Raw genomic sequence first — 13695 nt, forward strand, 5'->3', positions numbered from 1 at the left:
CCTTGTCCTGATTTAAATTTAATCCACTATACCTTATCCGCCAGCTTCAAAACATCTTTTTCATGGCTTTCTGAATAAGGTCGAGTTGTTTTTTATATTCGCGGCAATGGGGGCATATCAGCAGGTGGCTGCCCAGAAAAACGCGTTCGGGAACGGTCAGGCGGGTTTCGTCCTGTTTTTTGGAGAGCAGGTAGGCAGTTTTGCGGCATTTGTTCATCGTGTTTTCCTAACGGGCTTAACCGGCATGTCCTGCATTGCCGAACCATTTGATTTGCAGGCATTGGCGCAGGGTTTCGCGGGCGCGGTGCATGATGGTGTAGTAGTTGGACGTGCTGATGCCGCATTGCTCGCGGATTTCGTCGGACGAGAAGCCGAGGATTTCCTTCATGGTAAACACGCGGGCGGTGTTTTCCGGCATTTGGTAGAGGCAGGTTTGCAAGATTTCACGAAACTCTTTGTTGTCCAACGTTTTTTCGGGCGAGGCCCAAGTTTGCGGATGGCCTTCCGCCGTCCAATGCCCATCTGATGCAAACCGTTCTTCAAAGGCTTCGTCCAACATTTCTTCCGCAGGCGTGGCGAATATTTCGCGCTGCCGTCCAATCTGGCGCAGGCAGTCGGTAATTTTGTTTTTCAGAATGGCAAACAACCAGCTGCCCACTTGTGCATCTCCTTTGAAACCTTCGGCAGCGCGGTAGGCGGAAAGCATGGTTTCCTGCACAAGGTCTTCCGCCAAATCGGGGCGGTCGGGCAATTGGATGCGGGCAAAACGCAGGAGCAGCTTGCGGGATTCGGCAAGCTCGGCGTCAGTCAATTCGGGGAAGGGCATAATGTATTATTATCGAATGAATAGGTACGGATTTTACGCCGATATAGGGAAGGCGTGTGATGAAACAGACGGACGCACAGACTCTGCCTTTCAGACGACCTTATACATTTCTTAACTGTCCAGCGTAAAAAGACGTACAAAAACCAAGCTGTCGCAATTGAATCATTTATAATTTCATGAAAATAAAAACAAGGATTTCACACTATGGCAAAAAAATTCCCCATCTTCCCCAAAGCGCCGGAGCGCATCTGCTGGGGTTGCGACAAATATTGTAAAGAAGACGATTTGCAATGCGGCAACGGCTGCGAGCGCATTCAGCACCCCATCGAATTGGACGGGCGCGAGTGGTATAAAAAAGGCGACTGGAGCAATTTGTTGAGCGAAGAGCAGCAAATCGAACTGGGCTTGAAAGAAGCGCCCAAACCCGCCAAGCCGCATATCAAACTGCCGTTGCGGAACAAAACGGCTTAATCCCGCCAAGCTTAAGGGGTCGTCTGAAAACCGAAGGGGCGCAATCATGCGCCCTTATCTTTAATTTCAACGATACACCAAGAAATTGACCCCACCCGCGCCAAACCGCCGCTGCCCATCTCTATAGCAAACATTCTTAACTTTAAATGCGGTAACTCATCAAATTCCGTCATTCCCGCCCCCGCCTACGCGAGGACAGGCTACGGCAGGAATCCATCGTAAAACTTGAGAAACCTTGATTTGAAAAACAGTTGCTGAATTTCAAAAATGGATTCCCGCCTGTGCGGGAATGACGGCAACAGAAACGACAACGGTTCAAATCCCCCATCCCAATGTGGCTTCTCTTACCAAAGGTCGTCTGAAAACGCCAAAATATGCTTTTCAGACGACCCCTCCCATCTCTCCCGAACCCGTCCGCGAAAAATGCTAAAATAACCAATTTATAAGCAAATCCACCTTTTCAGACGACCTCAATGCTCACCGATTTAGAAAAAAACGCTATCCGCGACCATTACCAAAATATCGGCAAAAACCTGCCCGGTTTCCGTCCGCGCGCTTCGCAGCGGGAAATGATTGCGGCGGTTGCCAACGCTTTTTCGCGGACGTTGACGCGCGAAGAAGGCGGCGAGCCGCCCAAGCGCGAGGGCGAGAGCATTGCCGTTATCGAAGGGCCGACCGGCGTGGGCAAATCGCTTGCCTACCTGCTGGCGGGCGGCATTATGGCGCAGACGCGCGGCAAGCGGCTGATTGTGAGCAGCGCGACGGTTGCCTTGCAGGAGCAGCTGGTGGACCGCGACCTGCCGTTTCTGGTTGAAAAAAGCGGTTTGGAACTGACCTTCGCGCTTGCCAAAGGGCGCGGCCGCTATCTCTGCCCCTACAAACTCTACCAACTGACGCAAAGTAACGCCCAGCAAAACCTGCTCGGCTTCGAAGCCCCCGCCGTGTTGTGGGACAGCAAACCCAAGCCCGAAGAATTGAAACTGCTGCGCGACATCGCCGACGAATTTTCCGCCCGACGGTTCAACGGCGACCGCGACACTTGGCCGGAAAAAATCGACGACACCATTTGGATGAAGGTGAACAACGACAACTACGGCTGCCTCAAAGCCGCCTGCCCCAACCGCCCGGAATGCCCGTTTTACCTTGCCCGCGACACGCTGGAAACCGTCGATGTCGTCGTCACCAACCACGATTTGCTGATGGTCGACATCAGCATGGGCGGCGGTGTCATTTTGCCCGACCCTGAAAACAGCTTCTACTGCATCGACGAAGCGCACCACCTGCCCAAGAAAGCACTCAGCCAGTTTGCCGCCGAGCATTCGTGGAACCAAGCCGTGTGGGCGTTGGAAAAACTGCCGCAGGTTACCGGCAAAATCGCCGCGCTCACCGACAAAGGCGAGTTGGCGAACCTTGCCGACGAAGCCGCCGCCGCGCTGCTCGAAAGCCTGCACGAATGGCAGTTCCACCTCGCCGAAGAGCCGTCTTTGAGCTTGGGGTCGTCTGAAAACGACAGACGGACAAACAGCGAACCGACTTGGCTATGGGAAGACGGCAAAATCCCCGAAGGCCTCGAAACCACCGTTTCCAACACCGCCATCGCCGCCCGCAGCCTCTACAAACACATCAACAGCCTCAACGACGCCCTGTCCGCCGCCCGCCGCGACAAAGACCAAAACAGCGCGCAAATCGACCGCCTGAGTACCGAATTCGGCGTATTCCGCGCCCGTATCGAACAAATCACCGCTACATGGGACTTGCTCTCCACCGTCCCCCTCGAGGGCGAAGAACCACTGGCGAAATGGATAACCCGCCGCGCCGACGACAAAAACGACTACATTTTCAACGCCAGCCCCATCAGCAGCGCGTCCCATCTCGCCAACAGCCTGTGGCGGCGCGCGGCAGGCGCAGTGCTGACCTCCGCCACCCTGCAATCCTTGGGCAGCTTCAACCTGATCCTGCGCCAAACCGGACTGCAATGGCTGCCCGAAACCACCACCCTCGCCCTAGAAAGCCCGTTTGATTTCGACGCGCAAGGCGAACTCTACATCCCACCCGTACACGCCAGCCCCAAAGACCCCGCCGCGCACACCGCCGCCATCGTCGAATGGCTGCCCAAGCTCATTTCGCCCACCGAAGCCATCGGCACGCTCGTCCTGTTTTCCTCGCGCAAACAAATGCAGGATGTCGCCCTGCGCCTGCCCGAAGACTACCTGCCGCTCTTGCTCGTACAAGGCGAATTGCCCAAAGCCGTCCTCCTGCAAAAACACCACCAAGCCATAGAAGAAGGCAAAGCCAGCATCATCTTCGGACTCGACAGCTTCGCCGAAGGACTCGACCTGCCCGGCACCGCCTGCGTGCAAGTCATCATCGCCAAACTCCCCTTCGCCATGCCCGACAACCCTATCGAAAAAACCCAAAACCGCTGGATAGAACAGCGCGGCGGCAACCCCTTTATCGAAATCACCGTCCCCGAAGCCGGCATCAAACTCATCCAAGCCGTCGGCCGCCTCATCCGCACCGAACAAGACTACGGCCGCGTGACCATCCTCGACAACCGCGTCAAAACGCAGCGGTACGGCCAACAATTACTAGCCAGCCTGCCGCCGTTTAAAAGGATAGGTTGAAACCCATAAAAAGGTCGTCTGAAACCTGATTTCCAGTTTCAGACGACCTTTTTCAAACCCGTATCCGTCAATAAAGTTCTAACGGCACGTCCAGCAATGCCTGCGCGTTTTCAATCTGCGCGGCGCAGGCGTAAACCTGCGGCAGGACGTGGGCGCAATAGACGCGGGCGTTGTGTTGCTGGGCGGCGTAGAAACCGCTGCCGAAGCCGTCGGCATCTTCCACTTGGGCAGCTTCGGCGGCAAGGTAGGCGCGGGCGAGTCCGATGGCGCCGAGCGTCAGCCCCATTTGTTGCAGGTAGGCGTTGGACGCGGCGGCGGCGAGGGCGGGGCGGTCGGCGTATCCGACCATGCGGGCGATGCTTTGTTCCGCCTTTTCAATGGCTTGCGCCAGTTGCTGCGCGGCGGCGGGTTCGACTGCGGCGAGTTTGTCCGCCAGCTCTTTGCCTTCGGCGAGAAGCTTCAAGGGCAGCGCGCCGTTTTTGCCGGTGGTTTTGCGTCCCGCCAAATCGGCGGCCTGTATGCCGTTGGTGCCTTCGTAAATCGGCGTAATCCGCACGTCGCGCAGGTATTGCGCCACGCCGCTTTCTTCGACGTAACCCGCGCCGCCATAAATCTGGATGGCAAGGTTGGTCAGGACGACGCCGTTGTCGGTCGGCCAGGCTTTGACGATGGGAATCAGGAAATCCAGTTCGCGCTCCGCTTCTTTACGCAATACGTTGTCGGGGCAGGCGGCGGCAAAATCGGTCAGGGCGGCGGCGCGCAGATAGAGGGCGCGTTGGGCGGCGAGCGTTGCCTTTTGTATCAACAACATACGGCGCACGTCGGGATGGCGGATAATCGCTACGTCGTCTGAATCGTCCGCCTCGTCGCGTCCCTGTACGCGTTCTTTCGCATAGGCGAGCGCGTTTTGGTAGGCGCGTTCGGCGACGGCGTGGCCTTCGATGCCGACGTTCAGCCGCGCGGTTTTCATCATGGTAAACATATACGCCAAACCCTTGCCCGCCCTGCCGACTAGATAGCCTTCGGCGTTGTCGAACTCCATCGTACAGGTCGGGCTGGCGTGTATGCCGAGCTTGTGTTCGATACCGATGGCGCGCACGCCGTTGCGTCCGCCCAAGCTGCCGTCCGCATTCACCAAATATTTCGGCACGATAAACATCGACACGCCCTGCACGCCCGGCGCGGCATCGGGCAGGCGCGCGAGCACCAAATGGACGATGTTTTCCGTCATTTCCTGATCGCCCCAAGTGATGAAGATTTTCTGACCGCTGAGGGCATACGCGCCGTTTTCTTTCGGCACGGCGCGGGTGGCGATATGGTTCAAATCCGAACCCGCCTGCGGTTCGCTCAAATTCATCGTTCCCGCCCATTCGCCGCTGCACATTTTCGGCAGGTAGGTCTGTTTCTGCTCCTCGCTGCCGTGTTTGAACAGCGCGTCCACCGCACCCAGCGTCAGCATCGGCATCAGCGACAGGGCGAGGTTGGCGGCGCACCACATCTCTTCACACGCCGCCGACACGACCGCCGGCAGCCCCTGCCCGCCAAACTCCGCCGGCGCGCGCAAACCCGCCCAGCCCGCTTCGCAGAAATCATAGTAGGCACGCGCCAAATCGGGATGGGTGGTAATCAGGTCGTCTGAAAAACCCGCGCCGTGCAAATCGCCGGTGCGGTTGGTGTCCGCCCATTGCTCCGACGCAAACCGCGCCGCTTCGTCCAGCACCGCATCCACCGTTTCCGCATCCAAACCTTCCGCATGGGGCAGTTGCAGGATTTCGTCCAACCTGCCGTGCACGCGGATGCCGAAACGCAATTCGTTTACAGGGGCCGTGTAGCTCATGGAATCTCTCCGAAGTGAATGATTTGAAATGGATTTGGGATAAATTGGTATAGTTATACTAATCCTAAACCACAGGTTTGCAAAGCGCAGGTTTTCAGACGACCTTGGGTAAAATACAAACCTATCCTTCTATTTTTAAACAAATTATTTCAAATCGGGCGGCATGGGCAGAGCGCAGCAGGTTTGAGCGCGGTCAAAGTCGTCAAAGGTCGTCTGAAAAGGCGGTTTCAATGAAATGAGAAGGGGAGGGCAAGTTTTTCAGACGACCTTTTGTCCGTCTTTATCAACAAGAATCTGCTAAAATCGTCCGTTTCCCACTTCAACCTGACAGCAGCAATACATGAATATCTTTTACGAAGAGTCCGGCCAGTTCAAAGTCGCCGCCATCGTCCAAAAAAACGACGCCACTTACCAAGTCGATACCCAACACGGCAAGCGCACCAAAGTGAAGGCGAACAACGTCTTTGCCGAGTTTGACGGCGATATGGCGGCGTTTTTGGAGAACGCGCAAGCGCAGGCGGCGGACATTGACACCGATTTATTGTGGGAAGTATGCGGCGAAGAAGAATTTTCCGCCGAGGCGATTGCCGAAGAATATTACGGTCATGCGCCGACCAAAACCGAGCTGGCGGCGACTTTGATTGCGCTGTACGCCGCGCCGATGTATTTCTACAAAAAAGCCAAAGGCGTGTTCAAAGCCGCGCCCGAAGAAACTTTGAAACAGGCGCTTGCCGCCATCGAACGCAAAAAACAACAAGACGCGCAAATCGACGCTTGGGCGGAAGCATTGAAACGCGGCGAGATGCCGTCTGAAATCGCGGCGGATTTGAAAACCATCCTGCACGCGCCCGACAAGCAGTCGCTGACCTACAAAGCCTTTACCAAAGCCGCCGACGCGCTGAAAACCTCCGCCTACGAATTGGCGAAAAAAACAGGCGGCATTACGTCCATTCCCCAATATCTGCAAGACGGGTTTGAAATCAAATACTTCCCCAAAGGAACAGGTTTCCCCGACCTCCCTCTTCCGGAAATGCCCGACCTGCCCAAGGCCGACGTTACCGCCTTTTCCATCGACGACGAATCGACCACCGAAGTGGACGACGCCTTGAGCCTGACCGACTTGGGCAACGGCACGAAACGCGTCGGCATCCACATCGCCGCGCCGTCGCTTGCCGTTAAACCGGGCGACAAAATGGAAAAAAATATCATGGAACGCTTGAGCACGGTCTATTTTCCTGGCGGCAAAATCACCATGCTGCCCGAAAACTGGATTGCCGCGTTCAGCCTCGATGCGGGCGCGTACCGTCCTGCCGTCAGCATTTATTTTGATGTGGACAGCGAGTTCAACGTCGGCGAGCCGACCTGCAAAATCGAAGCCGTCAACATCGCTGAAAACCTGCGCATTCAAACCATCGAGCCGCATTTCAACGCTGAAACCGGCTTGGACGAAGCCGGCGAAATGATGTTCGCCCATCATCAAGACCTGATTTGGTTGCACCAATTCGCCGTCGCCCTGCAAAAAGCGCGCGGCAAATACGAACCCGACCGCGCGCCGCAATACGATTACAGCATTGAATTGGATGAAGAAGGCAAAGTCTCCGTCGTCCGCCGCGAACGCGGTTCGCCCATCGATATGTTGGTCAGCGAAATGATGATTTTGGCTAACAGCACTTGGGCGCAGATGCTCCATGACAACGACCTGCCCGGCCTCTTCCGCGTCCAACCCGCCGGAAAAGTGCGCATGAGCACCAAATCCGAGCCGCATATCGGCATGGGCGTACAGCATTACGGCTGGTTCACCTCGCCGCTGCGCCGCGCCGCCGACTACATCAACCAAAAACAACTCCTCAGCCTGATAGACGACACCGCCGAGCCGCTCTTCCAACAAAGCGATGCCGAACTCTTCGCCGCCCTGCGCGATTTCGACACTGCCTACGCCGCCTACGCCGATTTCCAACGGCAGATGGAAGCCTACTGGAGCCTCGTGTACCTGCAACAGCAAGGCAAAACCGAGCTGACCGCGACCATCCTCAAAGAAGACCTTGTCCGCATCGAAGGCCTGCCGCTGGTAACCCGCGCCACCGGCATCCCGTTCGACGCGCTGCCCAAATCGCAAGTCCTGCTCAAAATCACCGAGCTTGATCCCGAAAAGCAGTTTATCGCGCTGAATTATGTGAAAGCCGTTGCCCCTGCGGTTGCGTAAGTTTGCCGTTATGAAAAAAGGTCGTCTGAAAAACCTGTTTTACAAGTTTTCAGACGACGTTTTTTTATTTCACAAAGACAATTCCGATTGCCTACCCTATCTCAACAATTCATCCGTTATCCGTTGCAAAAATTCGATGCGTTCGGGTTTGGCTTCGCCTGCTTCGGCGGCGGCTTTGACGGCGCAGCCGGGTTCGGCGCGGTGGGTGCAGTTGTGGAAGCGGCATTGCCCGACGAGGTGGCGCAGGTCGGGGAAGTATTGCAGCAGGTCGGCGGCTTGGAGGTGGTGCAGGCCGAATTCTTGCAAACCGGGTGAGTCGATTAATTGGGTTGCTTCGTTTAAATCGTAGAGCTGGGCGTGGGTGGTGGTGTGTTTGCCGGAATCGAGCGCGGTGGAGATGTCGCCGGTGCGGGCGGTTTGGTTGCCTAAGAGGGCGTTGGTCAGGGTGGATTTGCCCATGCCGCTTTGTCCGAGCAGGATGTTGGTATGCCCTTGTAGGACGGGACGCAGGATGTCGGCGTTTTCCAGCGCGCGGGTTTCGATGACGGGATAACCGAGCGTTTCGTAGAATTTGAGTTTTTCGCGCCAGAGGGCGGTTTCGGGCAGATCGGCTTTGTTCAGGACGATGACGGCTTGGATGCCCGCGGCTTCGGCGGCAAGGAGGGCGCGTTGCAGCAGGGCTTCGCTGGGCGAGGGAACGGCGGCGGTAACGATAAGGAGCTGGCTGACGTTGGCGGCGATGAGCTTGGTTTTCCAAGCGTCTTGGCGGTAGAGCAGGCTTTCGCGCGGCAGGTAGTCTTCGATGACGGCTTGTTCGGCGTTGATGTTTTGGATATGCACGCGGTCGCCGCAGGCGAAATCCACCCGCTTTTTGCGCGTGCTGGCTTCATAGGTTTTGCCGTCGGGCGTGCGCACGATGTAGCGGCGGCCGTAGCTGGTGATGATTTGGGCGGTATCGGTCATGAACGGTTGGGTCGGGTGGAGTGGATAAAGGGAATATTCGCAGCGGCGTGGTAGCCTTGCGGCGAAGAGAAAAGATATTGTACCGAAATAGGCAGGGGTCGTCTGAAACGATTCTATAGTGGATTAACTGGAAACCGATACGGCGTTGCCGCTTGTCTTGATTTCAACGCAACCCGCGAGATTCGGAAGGTTTTCAGACGACCTCTCAGCCCATCACAATCCGAGCGACCACGCGTTGACGCCTTCAGAAAAATCTTCCAAGCGGTTTTCGTAGTGCGCGAAGATTTCTTCGATGATTTCGTCTTCACCATCAATCAGTCGGATTAAATCCATATCGGCTTCCGAAATCAGCCCGCGCCCGAGCAGCTCTTTGCGTATCCAGTCCAACAAGCCCGACCAGAAATCCTTGCCCACCAAGATAATCGGACGGTCGGGCGTTTTGCCCGTCTGCACCAGCGTCAGGCTTTCAAACAATTCGTCCAGCGTGCCGAAGCCGCCGGGCATGACGACATACGCGACCGCGTGTTTCACAAACATCACTTTGCGCGGGAAGAAGTGTTGGAATTTAATGGACAAATCCTGATACGGATTGGCTTTTTGTTCGTGCGGCAACACGATATTCAGCCCCACCGCCGGACTTGCGCCCGCAAACGCGCCTTTGTTCGCCGCTTCCATAATCCCCGGCCCGCCGCCCGAAATGACGGAAAAACCGGCATCCGAGAGCTTGCGCGCCAGCCGCAGCGTAAATTCGTAGTCGGGATGGTTTTCCGGCGTGCGCGCGCTGCCGTAAATGCTGACCGCAGGCTGAATCGCCCGCAGCTCCTCGCCCGCTTCGACAAATTCCGAAATAATCTTCAAAACATGATACGACTCCCGCGCCTGAATCTCGCGGCGCGCCTCATCGGTCAGCATAGGCTTGGGCAGTTTTTTGAGCAGGCTCACGGTTTTTTCCTTCATCTTGTTGAATCCCCACATTGTAACCGACAGAACCCGAGGTCGTCTGAAAACGCAAACATGAACGGCAGTAAGTGTTCCTTATTTGAACCGAATCATGCGTTCCAGCCCGTCAACCCGCGCGAAAGGGACAAGATTGCCGTTGCAGCCGCGGCCGCTTGCGTTACAATTCCCCATTTCCGCCCATAGCCCGCCATGCTCGACATCCTCTACCGCGACAGCCGCACCATCGCCGTCAACAAACCCGCCGGAATGCTCGTCCACCGAAGCTGGCTCGACCGCCACGAAACACAGTTCGTCATGCAAACCCTGCGCGACCAAATCGGACAACACGTCTATCCCGCCCACCGCCTCGACCGCCCCACATCCGGCGTCCTCCTGTTTGCCCTCGACCCCGAAGCCGCCCGCCTGCTGACGCAGCAGTTTGAACAAAAAACCACACGCAAAACCTACTGGGCAATCGTGCGCGGATATTTGCCCGACGACGGACTCATCGACTACCCCCTCAAATATCAGCCCGACAAAATCGCCGAATCCCAAACCGAAGCCACCCTCCAAGACGCTCAAACCCGATACCGCTGCCTTGCGCGCACCGAATTGCCCTTCCAATCCGCCGCCCGCTACCCGACCTCACGCTACTCGTGGGCAGAACTCATCCCGCACACAGGCCGCAAACACCAACTGCGCCGCCACATGAAACACATCTTCCACCCCATCGTCGGCGACACCAATTATGGCGACCTGCGCCAAAACCACGCCACCGCCGCCCACCTCGGCCCCACCCGCCTCATGCTCCACGCCCGCAGCCTGTCATTCCAAAGCATCGAAAACGGCGAAACCCTGACCGTCTGCGCCGATACCGACGAGAGCTGGCGAATTTGGCTGGATGCATTTAAAGCGTAAGCAAAAGGTCGTGCCAACAGGTGGGTTGATAATGTTGCAAAGCCGGACACGGGTTTCAGACGACCTTTATTCATCAAAACACGCTTTGAGATAACCGAACCCCGTAGCGTGGGCTTTGCCCGCGGGATTTTCCGTCCGTCAGTCTGAATTGGGTGTGTGTACTTGTATTTATTTTGTGGGTATAGCTGAATTACTTTATTTTCGGTATGCAACTTACCGGTCGTCGTCATTCCCGCGCAGGCGGGAATCCATTTTTGAAATTCAGAAACTGTTTTTCAAATCAAGGCTTCTCAGATTTTACGATGGATTCCCGCCTGCGCGGGAATGACGGCTGGTGGCGGGTTCTGTATCAAAAACTAAGCCCGTAGCGTGGGTTTTACCCACGGAATGAATAGAAATGATTGGATTCTGATGTTCGGGCTGAAAGTCGCGGGCAAAGCCCACGCTACTCTTAAATATGACGAAAGGTCGTCTGAAAGACCTGAATCTTGGTTTTCAGACGACCTTTTGTTTCGATTCAATCTCAAATCATCAAGGCTGCATCAAATCCGTTTCGCTAATTCTTCTGCCTTGCCGATGTACAGCGCGGGGGTCAGGGCGAGCAGTTGGGATTTGGCTTCGGCGGGGATTTCCAGCGATTCGATGAAGACTTTCAGCACTTCGGGCGTGATGCCGCCTTTGCCGCGCGTCAGGTCTTTCAGTTTTTCGTAAGGATTGGCGACACCGTGGCGGCGCATAACGGTTTGAATCGGCTCGGCGAGCAGCTCCCAAGTGGCATCCAAATCGGCGGCCAGCGCGGCGGGATTAGGTTCGAGCTTGTTCAGGCCGCGCAGGTGGGCGGCGAAGCCTAATACGGCATAGCCTACGCCTACGCCCATATTGCGCAGGACGGTGCTGTCGGTCAGGTCGCGCTGCCAGCGGGAAACGGGCAGTTTTTCGGATAAGAAGCCCAATACGGCGTTGGCCATGCCGAGGTTGCCCTCGGAGTTTTCAAAGTCGATGGGGTTGACTTTGTGCGGCATGGTGGAAGAGCCGACTTCGCCCGCTTTGACTTTTTGTTTGAAGTAACCCAATGAAATATAACCCCAAACGTCGCGGTTGAAGTCGATCAGGATGGTGTTGATGCGGCTGAGGGTTTGGAAGAATTCAGCCATGTAGTCGTGCGGCTCGATTTGGATGGTGTAGGGGTTGAAGGTCAGGCCGAGGCTGATTTCGACGAAGTTGCGGCAGTGGGTTTCCCAATCGACGTCGGGATAGGCGACCATGTGGGCGTTGTAGTTGCCGACCGCGCCGTTGATTTTGCCGAGGAATTCTTGCGCCTGAAGGTTTTTGAACTGGCGTTGCAGGCGGTACACGATGTTGGCGGTTTCTTTGCCCAAGGTGGTCGGCGTGGCGGGTTGCCCGTGGGTGCGGCTCATCATGGGGACGGCGGCAAGGTCGTGCGCCATGCCGGTGAGTTTTTCGATGATTTCGGCAAGTTTCGGCAGGATGACGGTTTCGCGCGCTTCTTGCAGCATCAGGGCGTGGGACAGGTTGTTGATGTCTTCGCTGGTGCAGGCGAAGTGGATGAACTCGCTGGCGGCGGCGACTTCGGGTACGCCGGCGAAGCGTTCTTTAAGCCAGTATTCGATGGCTTTGACATCATGATTGGTGGTCGCTTCGATGGCTTTGACGGCGGCTGCGTCTTCCAATGAAAAGTTTTCGATGACTTTGTCGATTTCGGCAAGCGTGAAATCGCTGAAGGCGGGGATTTCGGTGATTTTCGGTTCGGCGGCGAGGGCTTTGAGCCAGCTCAATTCGACTTTGACGCGCGCCCTCATCAGGCCGTATTCGGAGAAAATCGGACGCAATGCTTCAACGGATTTGGCGTAGCGGCCGTCTAGGGGGGAAAGTGCAGCGATAGGGTTGATCATGTCGGAGTCCTGTTGGTAGGTCGGTCAAACGGTTAAATCAAACAGTCAAATTGTTTGCAATTATACATGATTTAACGATATACATTCGGGTCGTCTGAAACTACAACCTGCCCTTCAAAGCGTTTTTGACAAACGCCGCCGACTCGCGCAATACCGTGAAACCATAGCCGCCGTAAGGCTCGGAACAAAACGGCGCGGCATACACCTGAATATCGTGCCCCTGCCACTGCCTGTCCGCCATCATCCGCGCCCGTGCCAAATGAAAACCGGCGCTGACAATGACGACGCGCGGGCTGTTTTCGATAAATTTTCGGCTGAACACGATGTTTTCAAACGTATTGCCCGCTTCCTGTTCCTGAATAATGTCTGCCTTCGATACACCCATTTTCTCCGCAATCATCTGCATATTGCCCGCAGAGGACTGTAAATCACGGCTGACTCCGCCCGTCATCACCAGCTTTTTCACCTTGCGGGCACGATACAGCTCGACAGCCGCTTCAACGCGCGCCACCAAACAAGGATTCAGACGACCTTTTTCATAAGCACGGGTCGAAAGCACAACCGCAGCATCCGCCGGACGCACCGTATCCGCATCCAACCGCGACACCTGAAAATCGCGCCACATGATCCACAGCGGCAAAAGCGCGGCGGTAAAGAATAAAACCAATATAAAAACGAGGGTTTTTTTGAGCATCCGAATCCTAAAATGATGAAAGTAGTTGGAACGCGGCTGTACGGGCAGGTTCCGATTATTCCTTAATTTTACGAAATTCATACATCAAAAGGTCGTCTGAAAACAGGATTTTCAGACGACCTTTTATTTAGGTTTAGGTTATCTTTCTGTCGTAGCGGAAAGCTTGTGTGGCGTAAGAGGGTAGGGATGCATGTTGGAAACCTATATCTGATTCAAAAGTCCGACCTGCCTAAATTGCACAGTATATCGGTTTAAAATAGAAATCGCTCATGGCGTCATTCCCGCGCAGGCGGGAATCCAGAAGTTT

The 13695-nt window shown here is 55.7% G+C and carries 13 protein-coding genes; 5 read left to right on the forward strand and 8 right to left on the reverse strand.

Going from position 1 to position 13695, the window contains the following annotated elements; all coding sequences use genetic code 11:
• Positions 1–46 precede the first annotated feature (46 nt).
• Both HMPREF2954_RS12405 and HMPREF2954_RS07300 read right to left on the reverse strand, forming a co-directional pair.
• Entirely contained in the window at positions 47–217 is a 171-nt protein-coding gene (locus HMPREF2954_RS12405; RefSeq protein ID WP_003779645.1) for an anti-sigma factor family protein, read from the reverse strand.
• 18 nt (positions 218–235) lie between these two features.
• Complete coding sequence (locus tag HMPREF2954_RS07300) at positions 236–826, reverse strand: sigma-70 family RNA polymerase sigma factor (protein WP_045072603.1); 591 nt, start codon at positions 824–826, stop codon at positions 236–238.
• A 204-nt stretch (positions 827–1030) separates the two neighbouring features.
• On the opposite strand from HMPREF2954_RS07300, the gene HMPREF2954_RS07305 reads away from it, so the two are divergent.
• Complete coding sequence (locus HMPREF2954_RS07305; protein WP_003766405.1) at positions 1031–1297, forward strand: DUF3079 domain-containing protein; 267 nt, start codon at positions 1031–1033, stop codon at positions 1295–1297.
• Positions 1298–1341: 44 nt separating this feature from the next.
• Here HMPREF2954_RS07305 and HMPREF2954_RS13255 read toward each other — a convergent pair whose 3' ends face one another.
• Entirely contained in the window at positions 1342–1470 is a 129-nt protein-coding gene (locus HMPREF2954_RS13255) for a hypothetical protein (protein ID WP_321178094.1), read from the reverse strand.
• A 116-nt stretch (positions 1471–1586) separates the two neighbouring features.
• On the opposite strand from HMPREF2954_RS13255, the gene HMPREF2954_RS12695 reads away from it, so the two are divergent.
• Together HMPREF2954_RS12695 and dinG are read left to right on the forward strand one after the other, a co-directional pair.
• Positions 1587–1727 carry a hypothetical protein gene (locus HMPREF2954_RS12695; RefSeq protein WP_168165598.1) on the forward strand — a complete coding sequence of 47 codons (141 nt, stop codon included), beginning with the start codon at positions 1587–1589 and terminating at the stop codon, positions 1725–1727.
• A gap of 43 nt (positions 1728–1770) precedes the next feature.
• On the forward strand, positions 1771–3921 hold the full coding sequence (gene dinG, locus HMPREF2954_RS07310) for an ATP-dependent DNA helicase DinG (RefSeq protein ID WP_045072604.1): 2151 nt from the start codon (positions 1771–1773) through the stop codon (positions 3919–3921).
• Between the two features lie 67 nt (positions 3922–3988).
• Here the strand turns inward: dinG and HMPREF2954_RS07315 are convergent, their stop codons facing one another.
• Positions 3989–5758 (reverse strand): acyl-CoA dehydrogenase family protein, encoded by a 1770-nt coding sequence (locus HMPREF2954_RS07315; protein ID WP_045072605.1) that lies wholly within the window; start codon positions 5756–5758, stop codon positions 3989–3991.
• A 340-nt stretch (positions 5759–6098) separates the two neighbouring features.
• On the opposite strand from HMPREF2954_RS07315, the gene HMPREF2954_RS07320 reads away from it, so the two are divergent.
• A complete protein-coding gene (locus HMPREF2954_RS07320) occupies positions 6099–7961 on the forward strand; it encodes a ribonuclease catalytic domain-containing protein (protein ID WP_045072606.1) in 1863 nt (620 codons plus the stop codon).
• Positions 7962–8057: 96 nt separating this feature from the next.
• Here the strand turns inward: HMPREF2954_RS07320 and rsgA are convergent, their stop codons facing one another.
• The gene (gene rsgA / locus HMPREF2954_RS07325) at positions 8058–8924 is read right to left on the reverse strand and encodes a ribosome small subunit-dependent GTPase A (RefSeq protein ID WP_045072607.1); all 867 of its coding nucleotides are present in this window, start codon (positions 8922–8924) and stop codon (positions 8058–8060) included.
• A gap of 213 nt (positions 8925–9137) precedes the next feature.
• Positions 9138–9866, reverse strand: a complete 729-nt coding sequence (locus HMPREF2954_RS07330; RefSeq protein ID WP_039404238.1) for an LOG family protein — start codon at positions 9864–9866, stop codon at positions 9138–9140.
• A 207-nt stretch (positions 9867–10073) separates the two neighbouring features.
• Here HMPREF2954_RS07330 and truC point away from each other — a divergent pair, with 207 nt between their 5' ends.
• Entirely contained in the window at positions 10074–10781 is a 708-nt protein-coding gene (gene truC / locus HMPREF2954_RS07335) for a tRNA pseudouridine(65) synthase TruC (RefSeq protein ID WP_045072608.1), read from the forward strand.
• A gap of 542 nt (positions 10782–11323) precedes the next feature.
• Here the strand turns inward: truC and purB are convergent.
• Together purB and HMPREF2954_RS07345 are read right to left on the reverse strand one after the other, a co-directional pair.
• Positions 11324–12694 carry an adenylosuccinate lyase gene (gene purB / locus HMPREF2954_RS07340; RefSeq protein ID WP_070689071.1) on the reverse strand — a complete coding sequence of 457 codons (1371 nt, stop codon included), beginning with the start codon at positions 12692–12694 and terminating at the stop codon, positions 11324–11326.
• A 100-nt stretch (positions 12695–12794) separates the two neighbouring features.
• Positions 12795–13388: a YdcF family protein gene (locus tag HMPREF2954_RS07345; RefSeq protein ID WP_045072612.1), complete on the reverse strand. Its 594-nt coding sequence runs from the start codon at positions 13386–13388 to the stop codon at positions 12795–12797.
• Positions 13389–13695 lie beyond the last annotated feature (307 nt).

Source organism: Neisseria sp. HMSC067H09, assembly GCF_001814135.1.
In the GTDB taxonomy this organism is placed as follows: domain Bacteria; phylum Pseudomonadota; class Gammaproteobacteria; order Burkholderiales; family Neisseriaceae; genus Neisseria.

What these genes read in the sequence shown, in the direction of transcription:
- HMPREF2954_RS12405 (WP_003779645.1), bottom strand. Translation starts at nt 217, where the DNA reads ATGAACAAATGCCGCAAAACTGCCTACCTGCTCTCCAAAAAACAGGAC.
- HMPREF2954_RS07300 (WP_045072603.1), bottom strand. Translation starts at nt 826, where the DNA reads ATGCCCTTCCCCGAATTGACTGACGCCGAGCTTGCCGAATCCCGCAAG.
- HMPREF2954_RS07305 (WP_003766405.1), top strand. Translation starts at nt 1,031, where the DNA reads ATGGCAAAAAAATTCCCCATCTTCCCCAAAGCGCCGGAGCGCATCTGC.
- HMPREF2954_RS13255 (WP_321178094.1), bottom strand. Translation starts at nt 1,470, where the DNA reads ATGACGGAATTTGATGAGTTACCGCATTTAAAGTTAAGAATGTTTGCT.
- HMPREF2954_RS12695 (WP_168165598.1), top strand. Translation starts at nt 1,587, where the DNA reads ATGACGGCAACAGAAACGACAACGGTTCAAATCCCCCATCCCAATGTG.
- dinG (WP_045072604.1), top strand. Translation starts at nt 1,771, where the DNA reads ATGCTCACCGATTTAGAAAAAAACGCTATCCGCGACCATTACCAAAAT.
- HMPREF2954_RS07315 (WP_045072605.1), bottom strand. Translation starts at nt 5,758, where the DNA reads ATGAGCTACACGGCCCCTGTAAACGAATTGCGTTTCGGCATCCGCGTG.
- HMPREF2954_RS07320 (WP_045072606.1), top strand. Translation starts at nt 6,099, where the DNA reads ATGAATATCTTTTACGAAGAGTCCGGCCAGTTCAAAGTCGCCGCCATC.
- rsgA (WP_045072607.1), bottom strand. Translation starts at nt 8,924, where the DNA reads ATGACCGATACCGCCCAAATCATCACCAGCTACGGCCGCCGCTACATC.
- truC (WP_045072608.1), top strand. Translation starts at nt 10,074, where the DNA reads ATGCTCGACATCCTCTACCGCGACAGCCGCACCATCGCCGTCAACAAA.
- purB (WP_070689071.1), bottom strand. Translation starts at nt 12,694, where the DNA reads ATGATCAACCCTATCGCTGCACTTTCCCCCCTAGACGGCCGCTACGCC.
- HMPREF2954_RS07345 (WP_045072612.1), bottom strand. Translation starts at nt 13,388, where the DNA reads ATGCTCAAAAAAACCCTCGTTTTTATATTGGTTTTATTCTTTACCGCC.